The organism is Cupriavidus sp. C1SS-2L (assembly GCF_057073735.1).
In genome coordinates this window covers 3,651,739-3,664,321 of record NZ_CP172708.1, presented here as the reverse complement: position 1 = coordinate 3,664,321, position 12,583 = coordinate 3,651,739, and the positions used below count along the sequence as shown (strand labels likewise).

The window sequence follows — 12,583 nt, the reverse complement described above, 5'->3', positions numbered from 1 at the left end:
GTCGAGGGGGCAGGCGCGACGGGCGACCGTTGTGGTGAGCGGGGGCGTTGCCGCCTCAGCTCACGAGTGCCTTGCCATTACGCACAAACGGCAGTTTAACCACAGTCGCCGCGAGTTTGCGGTCGCGGATCTCCACCTGCACCGTGTCGCCGACCGCCACGCCCATCGGCAGGCGCGCGAAAGCGATCGATTGCGACAGCGACGGGCTGAAGGTGCCGCTCGTGATTTCGCCATCACCGGCCGCGGTGACGACCTTCTGGTGCGCGCGCAGCACGCCGCCCTTGTCACGCAGGATCAGGCCCAGGAACTGCTGGCGCTGGCCGGCGGCGGCAAGCGCCGCCTTGCCGGTGAAATCGCGCTCGCTCTGCAGGTCGACGGTCCAGGCCAGGCCGGCGTCGAGCGGCGAGGTGTTGATATCCATGTCCTGGCCGTACAGGTTCATGCCGGCTTCCAGGCGCAGCGTGTCGCGCGCGCCGAGGCCGGCCGGGCGCACGCCGGCGGCATCGAGCTTTTCCCACACGGCAGCGACGTTCTCGGCAGGCACCACGAGTTCAAAGCCGTCTTCGCCGGTGTAGCCGGTGCGCGCGACCATGATCTCGCCGATGGCCGGGTCGTGGACCACGACGGCGTTGAATGGCTTGAGAGCGTCGGAAGGCTGGGTGGACGGGAAGGTGTTCCACACCTTGGTGCGCGCGTTCGGGCCCTGCACGGCGACAATCGCCAGCGGCAGCGCGCCCGCCGGTGCCACATCGCCACGGCGCGGGGTGATGGTCACGCCGCTGCCGGTCGCGTCATTGCGTGCGCGGATCCACTCGATATCGCCAAGCGCGGTGCTGGCATTGACCACCAGGCGGAAGCGATCCTCGGCGAAGAAGTAGACGATCAGGTCGTCGATCACGCCGCCTTTTTCGTCGAGCATGCAGGAATACAAAGCCTTGCCCGGCGTCTGCAGCTTATCGACGTTGTTGGCCAGCAGGCCGCGCAGGAACGCACGCGTATTGGCGCCGTTCAGGTCGACCACGCACATATGCGACACATCGAACATGCCGGCGTCGCTGCGCACCGCGTTGTGTTCCTCGATCTGGGAGCCGTAGTTGACCGGCATGTCCCAGCCGCCGAAGTCGACCATGCGGGCGCCGAGGGCGCGGTGGATGGCATTGAGGGGCGTGGCCTGGAGCGTCATGGGAATCCTCGGGGCAATCTCGGTTGCGAAAACGAAAAAAGGTCATCCGCCGCAGCGCTTGCTTCGCCCAAATGGCTTCGCAATCCGCTGCGGCGGATGACCCCTCTGTCCTCGATACCTGAGAGATTACGAGGCCGATCCGTTGGATCCGATCCTCGCGCGCCCCTTCGGTGGGCACGCTCGCCATTGATGGCGGGTGCCGCTCTCCAGAGTGCGGCATGCATCGTGTGCATGTTGCATGCCGATCCGAACGGTCCGTGGTGCCTGAGAGTTTTCGGGTGATACCCCTTCGGCGGCGCAAGACTGTGCGCGCTCTCCCGGTCGGATGCGCGCAATGTACGGGAGGGCCCTGCCTTTGTCAACGCGGGGCCCAGCCCCTTTCGGCGGCATTAGTGGTGATGGTGGTTGTCGTCCGTCACCACGTTACCGACCACGCCGCCCAGTGCCGCGCCGCCCAGCGTACCTACCGCGCTGCCGTTGGTCAGCACGGCACCGCCGACGCCGCCGGCGGCCGCGCCGATGGCCGTATTACGTTGCTTCGGCGTCATGTCCGCACATCCGCTCGCAAGGGCTGCAACGGCCACGCCGACCAGTGTCGCTTTGGAAAGGGCTCGTAGGGTTTTCATGATTTGGCTCCGAAAGTGACTCAAATACGTGTGGACGGGAGATCCCGCCATATTTGTTAGAGGCATCAGGACAGGGCCGGTTTTAGGACTTACCAAGTGTTACTTTCGCAACAACTTGGGCCGCGAAATAGCGATTTCCGCTGACTGATCCGAGCTTGGAGAGCGTGTTAGCATGGTCAGCTTTGCGTCAGACGCCAGCCTGTTGCGGCATGTTGCGTTCCCGGCGCCTGCCCCTCTCCACGCCTACTTCCTTCCCCGCGCATGACTCACGGCCTCAACGCTGCCCAATCCGAAGCCGTCCGCTACCTGGACGGACCCTGCCTCGTGCTCGCAGGCGCGGGTTCGGGCAAGACGCGAGTGATCACGCAGAAGATCGCCCACCTGATCGAAGACAAGGGTTTCGAGCCGCGCCACATCGCCGCTGTCACCTTCACCAACAAGGCAGCCAAGGAGATGCAGGAGCGCATCGGCAAGCTGATGGAAGGCAAGACCACGCGCGAGGGCAAGCGCCTGCCGCTCAAGCAGCTCACGGTCTGTACCTTCCACTCGCTGGGCGTGCAGATCCTGCGCATGGAAGCCGAGCACGTGGGCCTCAAGCCGCAGTTCTCGATCATGGATTCGGACGACTGCTTCGGCCTGATCCAGGAGCAGCTGGGCACCACCGACAAGAAGCTGATCCGCGGCGTGCAGAGCACCATCTCCCTGTGGAAGAACGGCATGGTCGATCCCGAAACGGCGATCGCCCAGGCCGCCAATGCCGACGAACACCAGGCCGCGCTGGTCTTCCGCAACTATGTGGCTACGCTGAACGCCTACCAGGCAGTCGATTTCGACGACCTGATCCGCTTGCCCGCCGAACTGTTCGCACGCAATGAAACGGTACAGCTCAAGTGGCAGAACCGCCTGCGCTACTTCCTGGTCGACGAATACCAGGACACCAACGCGTGCCAGTACCAGCTGCTCAAGCTGCTGGCGGGCGGTTCGCACCTGCGCGCGCCGGCATTCACCGCAGTGGGGGACGACGACCAGGCCATCTACGGCTGGCGCGGCGCCACGCTCGACAACCTGCGCCTGCTGCAGACCGATTTCCCCGACCTGAAGGTCGTCAAGCTCGAACAGAACTACCGTTCCACGGTGCGCATCCTGGAAGCGGCCAACGCGGTCATCGCCAACAACCCGAAGCTGTTCGACAAGAAGCTGTGGAGCGAGCACGGCATGGGCGACCCGATCGCCATCAATCCGATGAACGACGAAGAGCACGAAGCCGAGTCGGTCGTGTTCCGCCTGTCCGCGCACAAGTTTGAACGCCGGGCGCAGTTCCGCGATTACGCCATCCTGTACCGCGGCAACCACCAGGCACGGCTGTTCGAGCAGATCCTGCGCCGCGAGCGCATTCCATATGTGCTGTCGGGCGGCCAGAGCTTCTTCGACAAGGCCGAGATCAAGGACATCTGCGCCTATCTTCGGCTGATCGCCAACCCGGACGACGATCCCGCATTCATCCGCGCGATCACCACGCCGCGCCGCGGCATCGGCAACACCACGCTGGAAGTGCTGGGCACGTTCGCGGGTCAAGCGAAGGTTTCGTTGTTCGAGGCCGCGATGATGGGCGGCATCGAAGCCAAGCTGCAACCACGCCAGCTCGAGCCGCTGCGCGTGTTCTGCGAATCGATGGTGCGGCTGGCCGATCGCGCGGCGAAAGACCCGGCCACCGTGGTGCTCGATGACCTGATGGAAGGCATCCACTACGAAGCCTATCTCTACGACGCCTTCGACGAACGGCAGGCGCAGTCGCGCTGGACCAATACGCTCGAATTCCTGGACTGGCTCAAGCGCAAGGGCACCAAGCCCGAGGCGGAAGCCGAGGGCGAGGCAACCGGCTTCGACAATGCCGACGGCTTTGGCAACGAAGGCAAGAACCTGCTCGAACTCACCCAGACCGTGGCGCTGATGAGCATGCTCGAAGGCCGCGAGGAAGATCCCGATGCCGTGCGCCTGTCGACGCTGCATGCGTCGAAGGGGCTCGAGTATCCCCACGTGTTCCTGGTCGGCGTGGAAGAGGGCATCCTGCCCCATTGCCGCGAGGACGAGGACATGGGCGACGAGAAGATCGAAGAAGAACGGCGACTGATGTACGTGGGAATTACGCGTGCGCAGCGCAGTCTGCATATCAGCTGGTGCAAGAAGCGCAAGCGCGCGCGGGAAACCTACTCGTGCGAACCGTCGCGGTTCATCGGCGAGATGAAGCTGGAAGAGGCGCCGGCGCCGAAGGACGACATGCCTGCGATGAGTCCGAAGGATCGGCTCGGTGCGCTGAAGGCGTTGCTCGGGAATGGCGGCAAGGCGGCGCAGGGCTGACGCCGGCAGGCAGCATTCAAGATACAAAGCGCTACCAGCGCGACATGACCCCGGCGGCGGGTAGCGCTGCGGACCTCGGGGCCTCGCCGGCTTGGTTTCAGGCGGGCACGCCTTTGTATCCGACTTGATACAAAGGCGCCAAAGGGCCGGCATGCCGAACTGGTAAAGTGGTCGGCCGCTTTACCCTCTGACCGGCACTGTCATCGCCGGCTCGTGCCTGCATCGCCACACCGCCTCATGGATTTCGCTCCCAACCTGCCGATTCGCCTGCTGGTCGTCGACGACGACCCACAGATCCGCGCCATGCTCGCCGAGTACCTGTCCACCTTCGGCATGCAGGCCGACGGCGTCGAGGGCGGTGCACAGATGCGGCGTGCCATGGCCGCCGGCGACTATGACATGGTCATCCTCGACCTGTCGCTGCCCGGCGAAAGCGGTCTGGACCTGTGCCGCCAGCTACGCGCGCAGACCGATGTGGCGGTGATCATGCTGACCGCGCGGGCCGAACTCGCCGATCGCGTTGTCGGGCTTGAAGTGGGAGCGGACGACTATGTCACCAAGCCGTTCGAGATGCGTGAGCTCGTGGCCCGCATCCACACGGTGCTGCGCCGCAGCCGCAGTGACACCCGCCGCGCGGCGGCAACGTCGGGCGGCCATGAGGTGCGTTTCGGCACCTGGCGCCTCAACACGATGCTGCGCCAGCTTGTCGATGGCGACGACGTGGTGGTGCCGCTGTCCAATGCCGAATTCCGCCTGCTGCTGACCTTTGTCGAGCATCCGAACCGCGTGCTCGACCGCGAGCTGCTGATCAACCAGGCGCGTGGTCGCGGCCTTGATGTGTTCGATCGCAGCATCGACCTGCTGGTGTCGCGGCTGCGCCAGAAGCTGCGCGATGATCCGCGCGACCCCGTACTGATCCGCACTGTGCGCGGCGAAGGCTACGTGTTCACCACGGCGCCGGAGCGCTGAAGCCATGGCCCGCTTCGCGCGCTACGACTCGATGTTCCTGCGGCTGTTCGTGGTCATGGCCACGATCATGCTGTGCGTGCACCTGCTCGGCGTGACCGTGATCGAAAGCCTGTTTCCGCGTCCCGGCGGGCACCATGTCCCGCATGAGATGCGCGGCAATCCGCCCCCCGGAGCGCCTGGCCCGCCGCAGGGCAGTCGCCCGCCACCGCCGCCGCCAGGGCTGCGCGGAATCTGGCCGCCTCATCTCGGCATGCTGTTCCAGCTGGCTGCCATCGTGGCCGCGTCATGGGCCGGCGCACGCCTTCTGGCGCGCCCCGTACAGCAACTCGCAAGCGGAGCAGGGCGCCTTGCGCAGGATGTGCACGCGCCGCCGCTGGACGAGCACACCGGCCCGGCCGAGGCGCGCGCGGCCGCGCAGGCGTTCAACCATATGCAGCAACGCATCCGCATGCAGCTTGCGCAGCAGTCGCGCTTCCTCGCCGCGGTCTCGCACGATCTGCGCACACCGCTCACGCGCATGAGCCTGCGCCTCGAGGGAATTGCCGACAACCCGGTGCAGTACCGGCTGCGCCAGGACTTGGCCGAGATGAACGGGCTCATCGATTCGACGCTGTATTACCTGCGCGACCGCGACGAGGCCGCTGGTCCGCGCCAGCGCGTCGACGTGCTGGCGTTGCTGCAGGCGGTCGTGGACGACGCTGCGGAGCTTGGCCACGAGGTGTTGCTGAACGGCCAGGCGGCGCCGCTGCTGGCTTACCCGGCAGAGTTGCGGCGCGCCGTGGTCAACCTTGTGGAGAACGCGCAGCGCTATGGCGAGCGCGCACACATTGTGTTGACCGACAGCGCGCAGCGAGTGCGGATCGATATCTGCGACGAAGGCCCGGGCATTCCGCCCGAAGAGCTGGCGCGCGTGCTGGAGCCGTTCTACCGGCTTGAATCGTCGCGCAGCCGCGCCACCGGCGGCGTCGGCATGGGCTTGTCGATCGCGGCCGACATCGTCGCGCGCCACGGCGGTGAACTGACGATTGCCAACCGCGAGGCCGGCGGCCTGCGCGTGCGCATCGACCTACCGCGCGCCTGACGCGGCGAGCTGGACGTAGCGCGAGCCGCGCTGTCCCTGCGTGAAATCGAGCGTGAAGTCGCCGACGTCCACGCGCGCCTGCAGTGCGCGTCGCAGTTCCGCCGTGCCACCGCGCCACGTGCCGAGTGCGCGCACCAGCCACGCCGCGCCGATATACCCGGCGATGGTTGCCGGCGAGGGCGGCTCGTCGAGGTATTGCTTCATGCGCGCCACGTGCTCCTTGACCACGCGCAGCGTCGCGGCCTGCGGGCCCGGCGCGACCTGCGTCAGCACGATGCCACCTGCGTAGCCGGCGCCGAGCACTTCGCGCGCCACTGTCGGACTGACCGCCGACAATCCGACCAGGAATCCGTACCAGCCCTGCGCGGCCAGCGCGCGGCCCAGGCTCGCGTATGCAAGCGTGTCGCCCACCACGAAGACGGCGCCCGGCCGTTGGGCCGCGATGCTGCGGGCAGCGGCATCCGCGTTACCGTCCAGCGGCACCGCGCGGGCACCCATCGCGGACTCCTGCCGGGCCAGCCACGATGCGCCGTTGCCGGCGGCAATCGACGCGAATTCCTTCGAGACCGCCAACGCCACGCGCGTCAGCCCATAGTCGCGTAGCTGCCTGACCGCGGCGTCGAGTTCGGCCTGGTAGTCCGCGCGCGTGAACCAGACGTTTTCGGCGTTCAGCGCCAGGCCCGAGAGCGGCGCAACGATCTGCACCCCGCGCCGGTGCAGTTCCGACGAGCCCGCAAGCGCCGGCAGCAATTGGTCTCCGGGGCCGAACAACAGTTCGGCATGCTCGCCGTCCACCAGCGACAGCGCCTGGGCGAGCGCCGCGCGCGGATTGGCATCGGCGTCGCGCACGACATGCTGGATCCGCACCGGGCCCCCGCCGGCGTTGGCCGTATCGAACATGACCTTGGCCCCCGCCAGGTAGTCGCGCGCAAGATCGGCCTGCGCGCCGCTGCGATCCAGCAGATGGCCGACGACGACCGTGCGGCGGGCCGGCGACTGGGCCAGCGCGAGCGGCGCGGCGGCCAGGCCCCCGAGGGCCAAGATCAGTTGGCGGCGCTGCGCGGAGGCCGGCAGCTTGTCGGCGCGCAGCGGCGGGTACGGCGGATGGTGAAGGATCGAGGGCATTGGAACGGTTTTCTGGCGGCCCGGCCGGCGGCCGCCGGAGGTGCGGGGGGCAGCGTATCCGGCACGCATGACAAAAATGTGACGAAATACCCCCGCTGACGAGGGGCTGCGCGCATGCCATGGCTGCCGCGCTTGATGCGCGTCAATTCCCCATTGGCCTAGGGGCTCTAGCATGGGCCGTCAAACTCCCCGGTAAGTCCGCCCCCATGAATTCCCCCGCAACATCATCCCCGGCGCTCGACCGCCGTGCCCTGTCCGACTTCCGTGCGCTGGCTGGCCGCATCGATGGGAACGGCCCGCGCTACACCTCGTATCCCACGGCGGACCGCTTCCACAACAAACTCGGCGAGGCCGGCTACCACGCTTCGCTGGCGGACTGCCGCGCCGCCGCGCCCGCGCCGTTGTCGCTGTATCTGCACATCCCGTTCTGCGAGAACATCTGTTACTACTGCGGCTGCAACAAGGTCATCACGCGCGATCACGGCCGCAGCGCCAAGTACGTCCACTATCTGGCCAAGGAAATGGCCCTGGCGGCTGCGCACATTGGCGGGCGTCGCCAGGTGCTGCAGTCACACTGGGGCGGCGGCACGCCGACTTTCTTGAACCCGGAAGAGATGCGGCGCGTGATGGTGTCGCTGCACGAGCATTTCGACCTGCCGGCCGAGGGCGAGCACTCGATCGAGATCGATCCGCGCCGCGTCGACCACGCGCGCATGGCGCTGCTGGCCGAGCTGGGATTCAACCGCGTGAGCCTCGGCGTGCAGGATTTCGATCCAGAAGTGCAGCAGGCCATCCACCGCGTGCAGCCGTTCGAGGAAACCCGCGCCGTCGTGGATGCCGCGCGTGAGCTCGGATTCCGCTCGGTGAGCCTGGACCTGATCTATGGTCTGCCGCACCAGACCACGGCGCGCTTCAATGCCACGGTGGAACAGGTGCTGACGCTGCGGCCCGACCGGCTCTCGGTCTACAGCTACGCGCACTTGCCTCACGTCTTCAAGCCACAACGGCGTATCGATGAGAATGCGCTGCCGAGCGCAGGCGAGAAGCTCGACATCCTCGTCTCGACGATCGAACGCCTGACCGCCGCCGGTTATGTCTACATCGGCATGGACCACTTTGCGCTGCCCGATGACGACCTCGCCGTAGCGCAACGCGAAGGCCGGCTGCAGCGCAATTTCCAGGGCTATTCCACGCATGCGGGCTACGACCAGCTCGGCTTCGGCATTTCCGCGATCGGCGCCGTGGCGGGCCGCTACGTGCAGAACGCGCGCACGCTCGACGAATACTATGCGTCGCTCGATGCCGGCCATCTGCCAGTGATGCGTGGCTTCGCGATGAATCAGGATGACCACCTGCGACGCGAGATCATCGGCGCGCTGATGTGCAACGGGGTACTCGACATCACGCAGATCGAGGCACGCCATGGCATCGATTTCGCGCACGCCTTCGCAGCCGAACTCGCGGATCTCGACCGCCTCGCCGAAGATGGTCTGGTGCGTCGCGATCCGCGCCGGATCGAGGTGACCTTGCTTGGCCGCTTGCTGGTTCGCCGCGTGGCCATGGTGTTCGACCGCTACCTGCGCGAAGACGCCGCACGACCGCCTGCCGTGCAACCGGCCGCCAACGACGGCGCGCAGCCTGTCCGGTTCGTACCGAAGTATTCCCGTGTAGTCTGAGGCCGAGGCGCAACGACGCCAGAACGACGGACGAAAAAAAGCCCGCGAACATGTCGCGGGCTTTTCTGTATCCGAAGCCGGAATTACTTGGCGGCGTTGGCCATGTAGTCGGCCGCTGCAATTACGTCGGCGTCCGCGCCGGCATAACCACCCTTCGGCGGCATTACACCCTTGCCCTTCAGCGCGAAGTTGTGGACGGCATCCATGCCTTCCTTCAGGCGCGGCGCCCAGGCGGCCTTGTCGCCGAACTTCGGTGCGCCGGCAACGCCAGCGGCGTGGCAGGCTGCGCAAACCTGGTCATAGACCTTCTTGCCCACGTCGGCGGACGCAGCAACGGGTGCGGCAGCCGGGGCCGGCGCGGCTGCGGCGGGAGCCGGTGCTGCCGCAGGAGCCGGAGCAGCGGCGGCTGCCGGGGCAGCAGCGCCAGCGTCAGACGCCGCGGCGGTGGCCGGAGCCGCGGCAGCAGGCGCAGCAGGCTCGGGGAACTTGGCGCCGCCAGCGTCGGCCATGTAGACCACGGCACGGCCCAATTCATAGTCGCTATAGTCGTCCGGCGTCGTGCCGGCGCGCGGCTGCATGGCGCCCTTGCCGTTCAGGACGGACTTGAGCAGGCCGTCGAAGCCCTGGCCGATGCGCGGGGCCCAGTCGCCGGCATTGCTGTACTTCGGCGCACCCGCCGCGCCAGTGGCGTGGCAAGCGGCGCAGACTTCCTTGTAGACCTGTTCACCGGTCTTGTAGACCCGCGGTGCGTTGGCGTCCTTGATCTCGAGCGAAGCGACCGGCTTGATGCGGTCATTGATGGCTTCCGCCGTAGTGACCGACCCGGCACCTTCCTTGGAGCCATGGCCGACAAAATTGACCAGCAGGATGATCACGATGATCGGAACCAGGAAGGCAGCGATCACTACCGCGATCAGCTGCTTCGGCGTTTTGATGGGAGACTCGTGTTCGTCGTGTTGGTGTTGGACGTCGCTCATACAGAACTCTCAGTTTTGCAGGAAACTTCAGCCGCTCACGCTCGGCTTGATTTATCGGGCCCTTGGTGGATGGGTCCTCTGATTGCGTGGTTGTTCAGTACTGTCCCCCGTCTACGACCGCAGCGCGCTGCGTTATAACGGAAATAGCTCGCGATTATAGCCCCAAAGGCCTCATGGCTGGGCCAAAAGAGACGGTTCCGAGACGTCCGGTGACCTCCCCGGATTCCCGCGCATGGACGCGTCACGACAAACGCGGTATCCTATGCGACTTCTCTGCGGCGGCATTCACTCGTCGCACTGGTTGCACAGTCGTGGCAGTGCCTGCCACGCGTGCCAGACCGCTCTCCGCGCGCCCGTAGCTCAATGGATAGAGTACTGCCCTCCGAAGGCAGGGGTTGCTGGTTCGATCCCAGCCGGGCGCGCCAAATTTCCAAGGTGGATTCAGACAGTAACGTCGCGCACAGGCCCAATGCGCCTATGCCTGGTGATCGGCCGCGCATGCGACATTGCATTGGTCGGCTTGGGCAAGCGGCAGCCCGCCCATTCGCTGCCCTTTCAAGTATCGAGAGGAGCAATCCGGCGCCTGTGGAGTGTATGGCGGAGGCTGTGCAAGCGCTTCCGTCGGAAGCCTGTGCTTTCGGTGGACAGATGATTGCTATGGCGAGCCCCCGAAAGCATGCGAGGGCCCTCCGTGGTCAATACCGCTGCTGCTCGTTCCGACCCTTGATATTGCCCGCGACACCGCCGGCCACCGCGCCGATGGCCGCGCCGGTCCAGCCGCTGCCGCCGGCGATGGCGGCTATGCCGGCACCCGCTGCGGCGCCGATCGCCGCTCCGGACATCGTCCCTTGCTGCTCCGGCGACATGCCCGTGCATGCGGTAATGCTACCCAGCACCAGCGCCGCGCCGATCCATTGAAGTCGTGTCATCGCCTAACCCCTAGCCCTACTTGTTGGCCTGCAGTCCAGGTACCACCATCTCGAACCAGATGGTCTCGATCACCGGCCGCTGCAGGCGGTCGGGGTGGGCGGCGTACCAGCGGTCCAGCCCCACGCGGACCGAATCGAGCGTTTGTCCTTTCAGGCCTCTGGCCAGGCGCGGCACGATGGTCTGCGTGTCGGGCGGAGCCTTGCCGGCGTGATAGGCGATGTCGACCTGCACGACGTTGGCAATGCCCACGAGGTAAGCCTTCTTCATCTGCTCCGAAGACTCGGTCCACTGTTTGCCCGTTACCAGCGGAACCTCGTCGGCCCGGGCCATTCCCGATGCCACGGCCAGCGTCATGCACGCCGCGGCGGTCAATGCCTGCAGTTTTTGCCTGGTAGTCATTGCACACTCCTGTGCGGGCCGGTATGCGGACCGCCCGCCTTGGCAGCGCCTCTGCCGCTTCGCCCGCGCAATGTGTGTGCCGGCTGGCGCGCTTTCATATTAGTCGCAATTCCGATGGACGCTACGCCGCAGTACGCCGCCGTAGAGCGATGTGCCGGAATGCCGCTTTCGCCGCGTTTGCGAAAACTTTCATATCGTGAAGCCGGCCTGCGCGCGCGGATGTGCTGATAAATTGGCTTGATCTGACGTGTCCGGAAGAGAAGGAAAATGGGATTGACGGCACTGGCGGGACAGATCCGGCGTATTGCACGCTCTGGCCTGGTGGGCGCGGCGATGGCACTGGCCAGTGCCGGCAGCATCGCGTCACCGGTCGACCTGCCGGGCGAACTGCCCAATATGGTGGGTCTGGGCATCGGCACCACCACTCAATACGCCGGTGGCAAGGACCGCATGGTCGGCGTCGTGCCAGGCCTGCGCTACGTCACGCCCGGCGGCCGCCTGATCGAGTGGTACGGGCCGTATGCGCAATTCAACTTCGGCGGGCTGACCGGCTTCCAGTGGGGTCCGGCAGCATCGCTGCGACTCGGACGCAGCGGCGTCGATGACCCGGTCGTGTCGCGCATCCATGACATCGACACCACGGTCGAGGCCGGTGGCTGGATGGGCTATGAGTACCTGCACGAGGGTTCCATCCCGTTTCGCCTGCGCGGCGGCGTCAATGTGATGACGAATGCGGGCATCGTCTACGGGGGCGCGCGCGTGACGGCGAACGCGTCGGCCTGGGTGCCGGTACACCACCGCGTCTATGCCGGCCTGGGGCTGGGTGCCACGTGGGTCAGCGACAGCTTCAACCGCACCTATTTCGGCGTGACGCAAGCCGATTCGGCAGCGAGCGGCTTGCCGCCGTACAACCCGGGCGGCGGACTGGAGCAGTACACCGGCTGGCTGGCGCTCCTCTACCGGATCGACAAAAACTGGTACGCCGGCGCCATGGTCTATGCGCAGCGCCTGGCCGGAGATGCCGCCGACAGTCCCATCGTCACCCAGCGCGGCACACGCAACCAGATCACCTATGGTATCGGGCTTGGCTACGCGTGGCGGTAGTGCGATATACGTGTCGCCGCTGCAACCAATTGGCCAGGGTATCGAGGGCAACTCTGCATCGAAAGCCCGCCAGATGTGGCGCGATACGGTCCGCGCAGCGGAATGTGCGGCACATCGTCGTTGAAACACTTCCGTCCACATTGGTGCGGCGCTTA

General features: G+C 66.1%; 11 protein-coding genes, 1 tRNA gene and 2 riboswitches. Of the genes, 6 read left to right on the top strand and 6 right to left on the bottom strand.

Annotation, left to right across the window (positions count from 1 at the left end; genetic code table 11):
• Positions 1-55: 55 nt before the first annotated feature.
• Both gcvT and ACIGJG_RS17080 read right to left on the bottom strand, forming a co-directional pair.
• A complete protein-coding gene (gene gcvT, locus ACIGJG_RS17085) occupies positions 56-1,183 on the bottom strand; it encodes a glycine cleavage system aminomethyltransferase GcvT (RefSeq protein WP_011299456.1) in 1,128 nt (375 codons plus the stop codon).
• Between the two features lie 95 nt (positions 1,184-1,278).
• A riboswitch (glycine riboswitch) is annotated at positions 1,279-1,403 on the bottom strand.
• Positions 1,404-1,424: 21 nt separating this feature from the next.
• Positions 1,425-1,513, bottom strand: a riboswitch (glycine riboswitch).
• A 59-nt stretch (positions 1,514-1,572) separates the two neighbouring features.
• Entirely contained in the window at positions 1,573-1,809 is a 237-nt protein-coding gene (locus ACIGJG_RS17080) for a glycine zipper 2TM domain-containing protein (protein ID WP_011299455.1), read from the bottom strand.
• Positions 1,810-2,070: 261 nt separating this feature from the next.
• Here ACIGJG_RS17080 and ACIGJG_RS17075 point away from each other — a divergent pair, with 261 nt between their 5' ends.
• The 3 genes from ACIGJG_RS17075 (at position 2,071) to ACIGJG_RS17065 (ending at position 6,217) form a co-directional block, all read left to right on the top strand.
• Positions 2,071-4,167: a UvrD-helicase domain-containing protein gene (locus ACIGJG_RS17075; protein WP_140949306.1), complete on the top strand. Its 2,097-nt coding sequence runs from the start codon at positions 2,071-2,073 to the stop codon at positions 4,165-4,167.
• Between the two features lie 237 nt (positions 4,168-4,404).
• A complete protein-coding gene (locus tag ACIGJG_RS17070) occupies positions 4,405-5,136 on the top strand; it encodes a response regulator (protein WP_011299453.1) in 732 nt (243 codons plus the stop codon).
• A 4-nt stretch (positions 5,137-5,140) separates the two neighbouring features.
• Positions 5,141-6,217 (top strand): sensor histidine kinase, encoded by a 1,077-nt coding sequence (locus tag ACIGJG_RS17065; RefSeq protein ID WP_011299452.1) that lies wholly within the window; start codon positions 5,141-5,143, stop codon positions 6,215-6,217.
• Here ACIGJG_RS17065 and ACIGJG_RS17060 read toward each other — a convergent pair.
• Positions 6,203-7,342, bottom strand: coding sequence for an ABC transporter substrate-binding protein (locus ACIGJG_RS17060; RefSeq protein ID WP_011299451.1), 1,140 nt, complete (start codon positions 7,340-7,342; stop codon positions 6,203-6,205). The genes ACIGJG_RS17065 and ACIGJG_RS17060 overlap by 15 nt on opposite strands.
• A gap of 206 nt (positions 7,343-7,548) precedes the next feature.
• Here ACIGJG_RS17060 and hemN point away from each other — a divergent pair, with 206 nt between their 5' ends.
• A complete protein-coding gene (hemN, locus tag ACIGJG_RS17055; RefSeq protein ID WP_011299450.1) occupies positions 7,549-9,018 on the top strand; it encodes an oxygen-independent coproporphyrinogen III oxidase in 1,470 nt (489 codons plus the stop codon).
• A gap of 83 nt (positions 9,019-9,101) precedes the next feature.
• On the opposite strand, the gene ACIGJG_RS17050 is transcribed toward hemN, so the two are convergent.
• Positions 9,102-9,995: a c-type cytochrome gene (locus ACIGJG_RS17050; RefSeq protein WP_011299449.1), complete on the bottom strand. Its 894-nt coding sequence runs from the start codon at positions 9,993-9,995 to the stop codon at positions 9,102-9,104.
• Positions 9,996-10,344: 349 nt separating this feature from the next.
• Here ACIGJG_RS17050 and ACIGJG_RS17045 point away from each other — a divergent pair.
• A tRNA-Arg gene (locus ACIGJG_RS17045) sits at positions 10,345-10,420 on the top strand.
• 270 nt (positions 10,421-10,690) lie between these two features.
• Here ACIGJG_RS17045 and ACIGJG_RS17040 read toward each other — a convergent pair.
• Together ACIGJG_RS17040 and ACIGJG_RS17035 are read right to left on the bottom strand one after the other, a co-directional pair.
• The gene (locus ACIGJG_RS17040; protein ID WP_011299448.1) at positions 10,691-10,924 is read right to left on the bottom strand and encodes a YMGG-like glycine zipper-containing protein; all 234 of its coding nucleotides are present in this window, start codon (positions 10,922-10,924) and stop codon (positions 10,691-10,693) included.
• 16 nt (positions 10,925-10,940) lie between these two features.
• Positions 10,941-11,324, bottom strand: a complete 384-nt coding sequence (locus ACIGJG_RS17035; RefSeq protein WP_011299447.1) for a hypothetical protein — start codon at positions 11,322-11,324, stop codon at positions 10,941-10,943.
• Positions 11,325-11,591: 267 nt separating this feature from the next.
• Here ACIGJG_RS17035 and ACIGJG_RS17030 point away from each other — a divergent pair, with 267 nt between their 5' ends.
• Positions 11,592-12,428, top strand: a complete 837-nt coding sequence (locus ACIGJG_RS17030; RefSeq protein ID WP_483672565.1) for a MipA/OmpV family protein — start codon at positions 11,592-11,594, stop codon at positions 12,426-12,428.
• Positions 12,429-12,583: the final 155 nt, after the last annotated feature.

Excerpts from the sequence above, each read along its gene's own strand:
- gcvT (WP_011299456.1), bottom strand. The coding sequence starts at position 1,183 with ATGACGCTCCAGGCCACGCCCCTCAATGCCATCCACCGCGCCCTCGGC.
- ACIGJG_RS17080 (WP_011299455.1), bottom strand. The coding sequence starts at position 1,809 with ATGAAAACCCTACGAGCCCTTTCCAAAGCGACACTGGTCGGCGTGGCC.
- ACIGJG_RS17075 (WP_140949306.1), top strand. The coding sequence starts at position 2,071 with ATGACTCACGGCCTCAACGCTGCCCAATCCGAAGCCGTCCGCTACCTG.
- ACIGJG_RS17070 (WP_011299453.1), top strand. The coding sequence starts at position 4,405 with ATGGATTTCGCTCCCAACCTGCCGATTCGCCTGCTGGTCGTCGACGAC.
- ACIGJG_RS17065 (WP_011299452.1), top strand. The coding sequence starts at position 5,141 with ATGGCCCGCTTCGCGCGCTACGACTCGATGTTCCTGCGGCTGTTCGTG.
- ACIGJG_RS17060 (WP_011299451.1), bottom strand. The coding sequence starts at position 7,342 with ATGCCCTCGATCCTTCACCATCCGCCGTACCCGCCGCTGCGCGCCGAC.
- hemN (WP_011299450.1), top strand. The coding sequence starts at position 7,549 with ATGAATTCCCCCGCAACATCATCCCCGGCGCTCGACCGCCGTGCCCTG.
- ACIGJG_RS17050 (WP_011299449.1), bottom strand. The coding sequence starts at position 9,995 with ATGAGCGACGTCCAACACCAACACGACGAACACGAGTCTCCCATCAAA.
- ACIGJG_RS17040 (WP_011299448.1), bottom strand. The coding sequence starts at position 10,924 with ATGACACGACTTCAATGGATCGGCGCGGCGCTGGTGCTGGGTAGCATT.
- ACIGJG_RS17035 (WP_011299447.1), bottom strand. The coding sequence starts at position 11,324 with ATGACTACCAGGCAAAAACTGCAGGCATTGACCGCCGCGGCGTGCATG.
- ACIGJG_RS17030 (WP_483672565.1), top strand. The coding sequence starts at position 11,592 with ATGGGATTGACGGCACTGGCGGGACAGATCCGGCGTATTGCACGCTCT.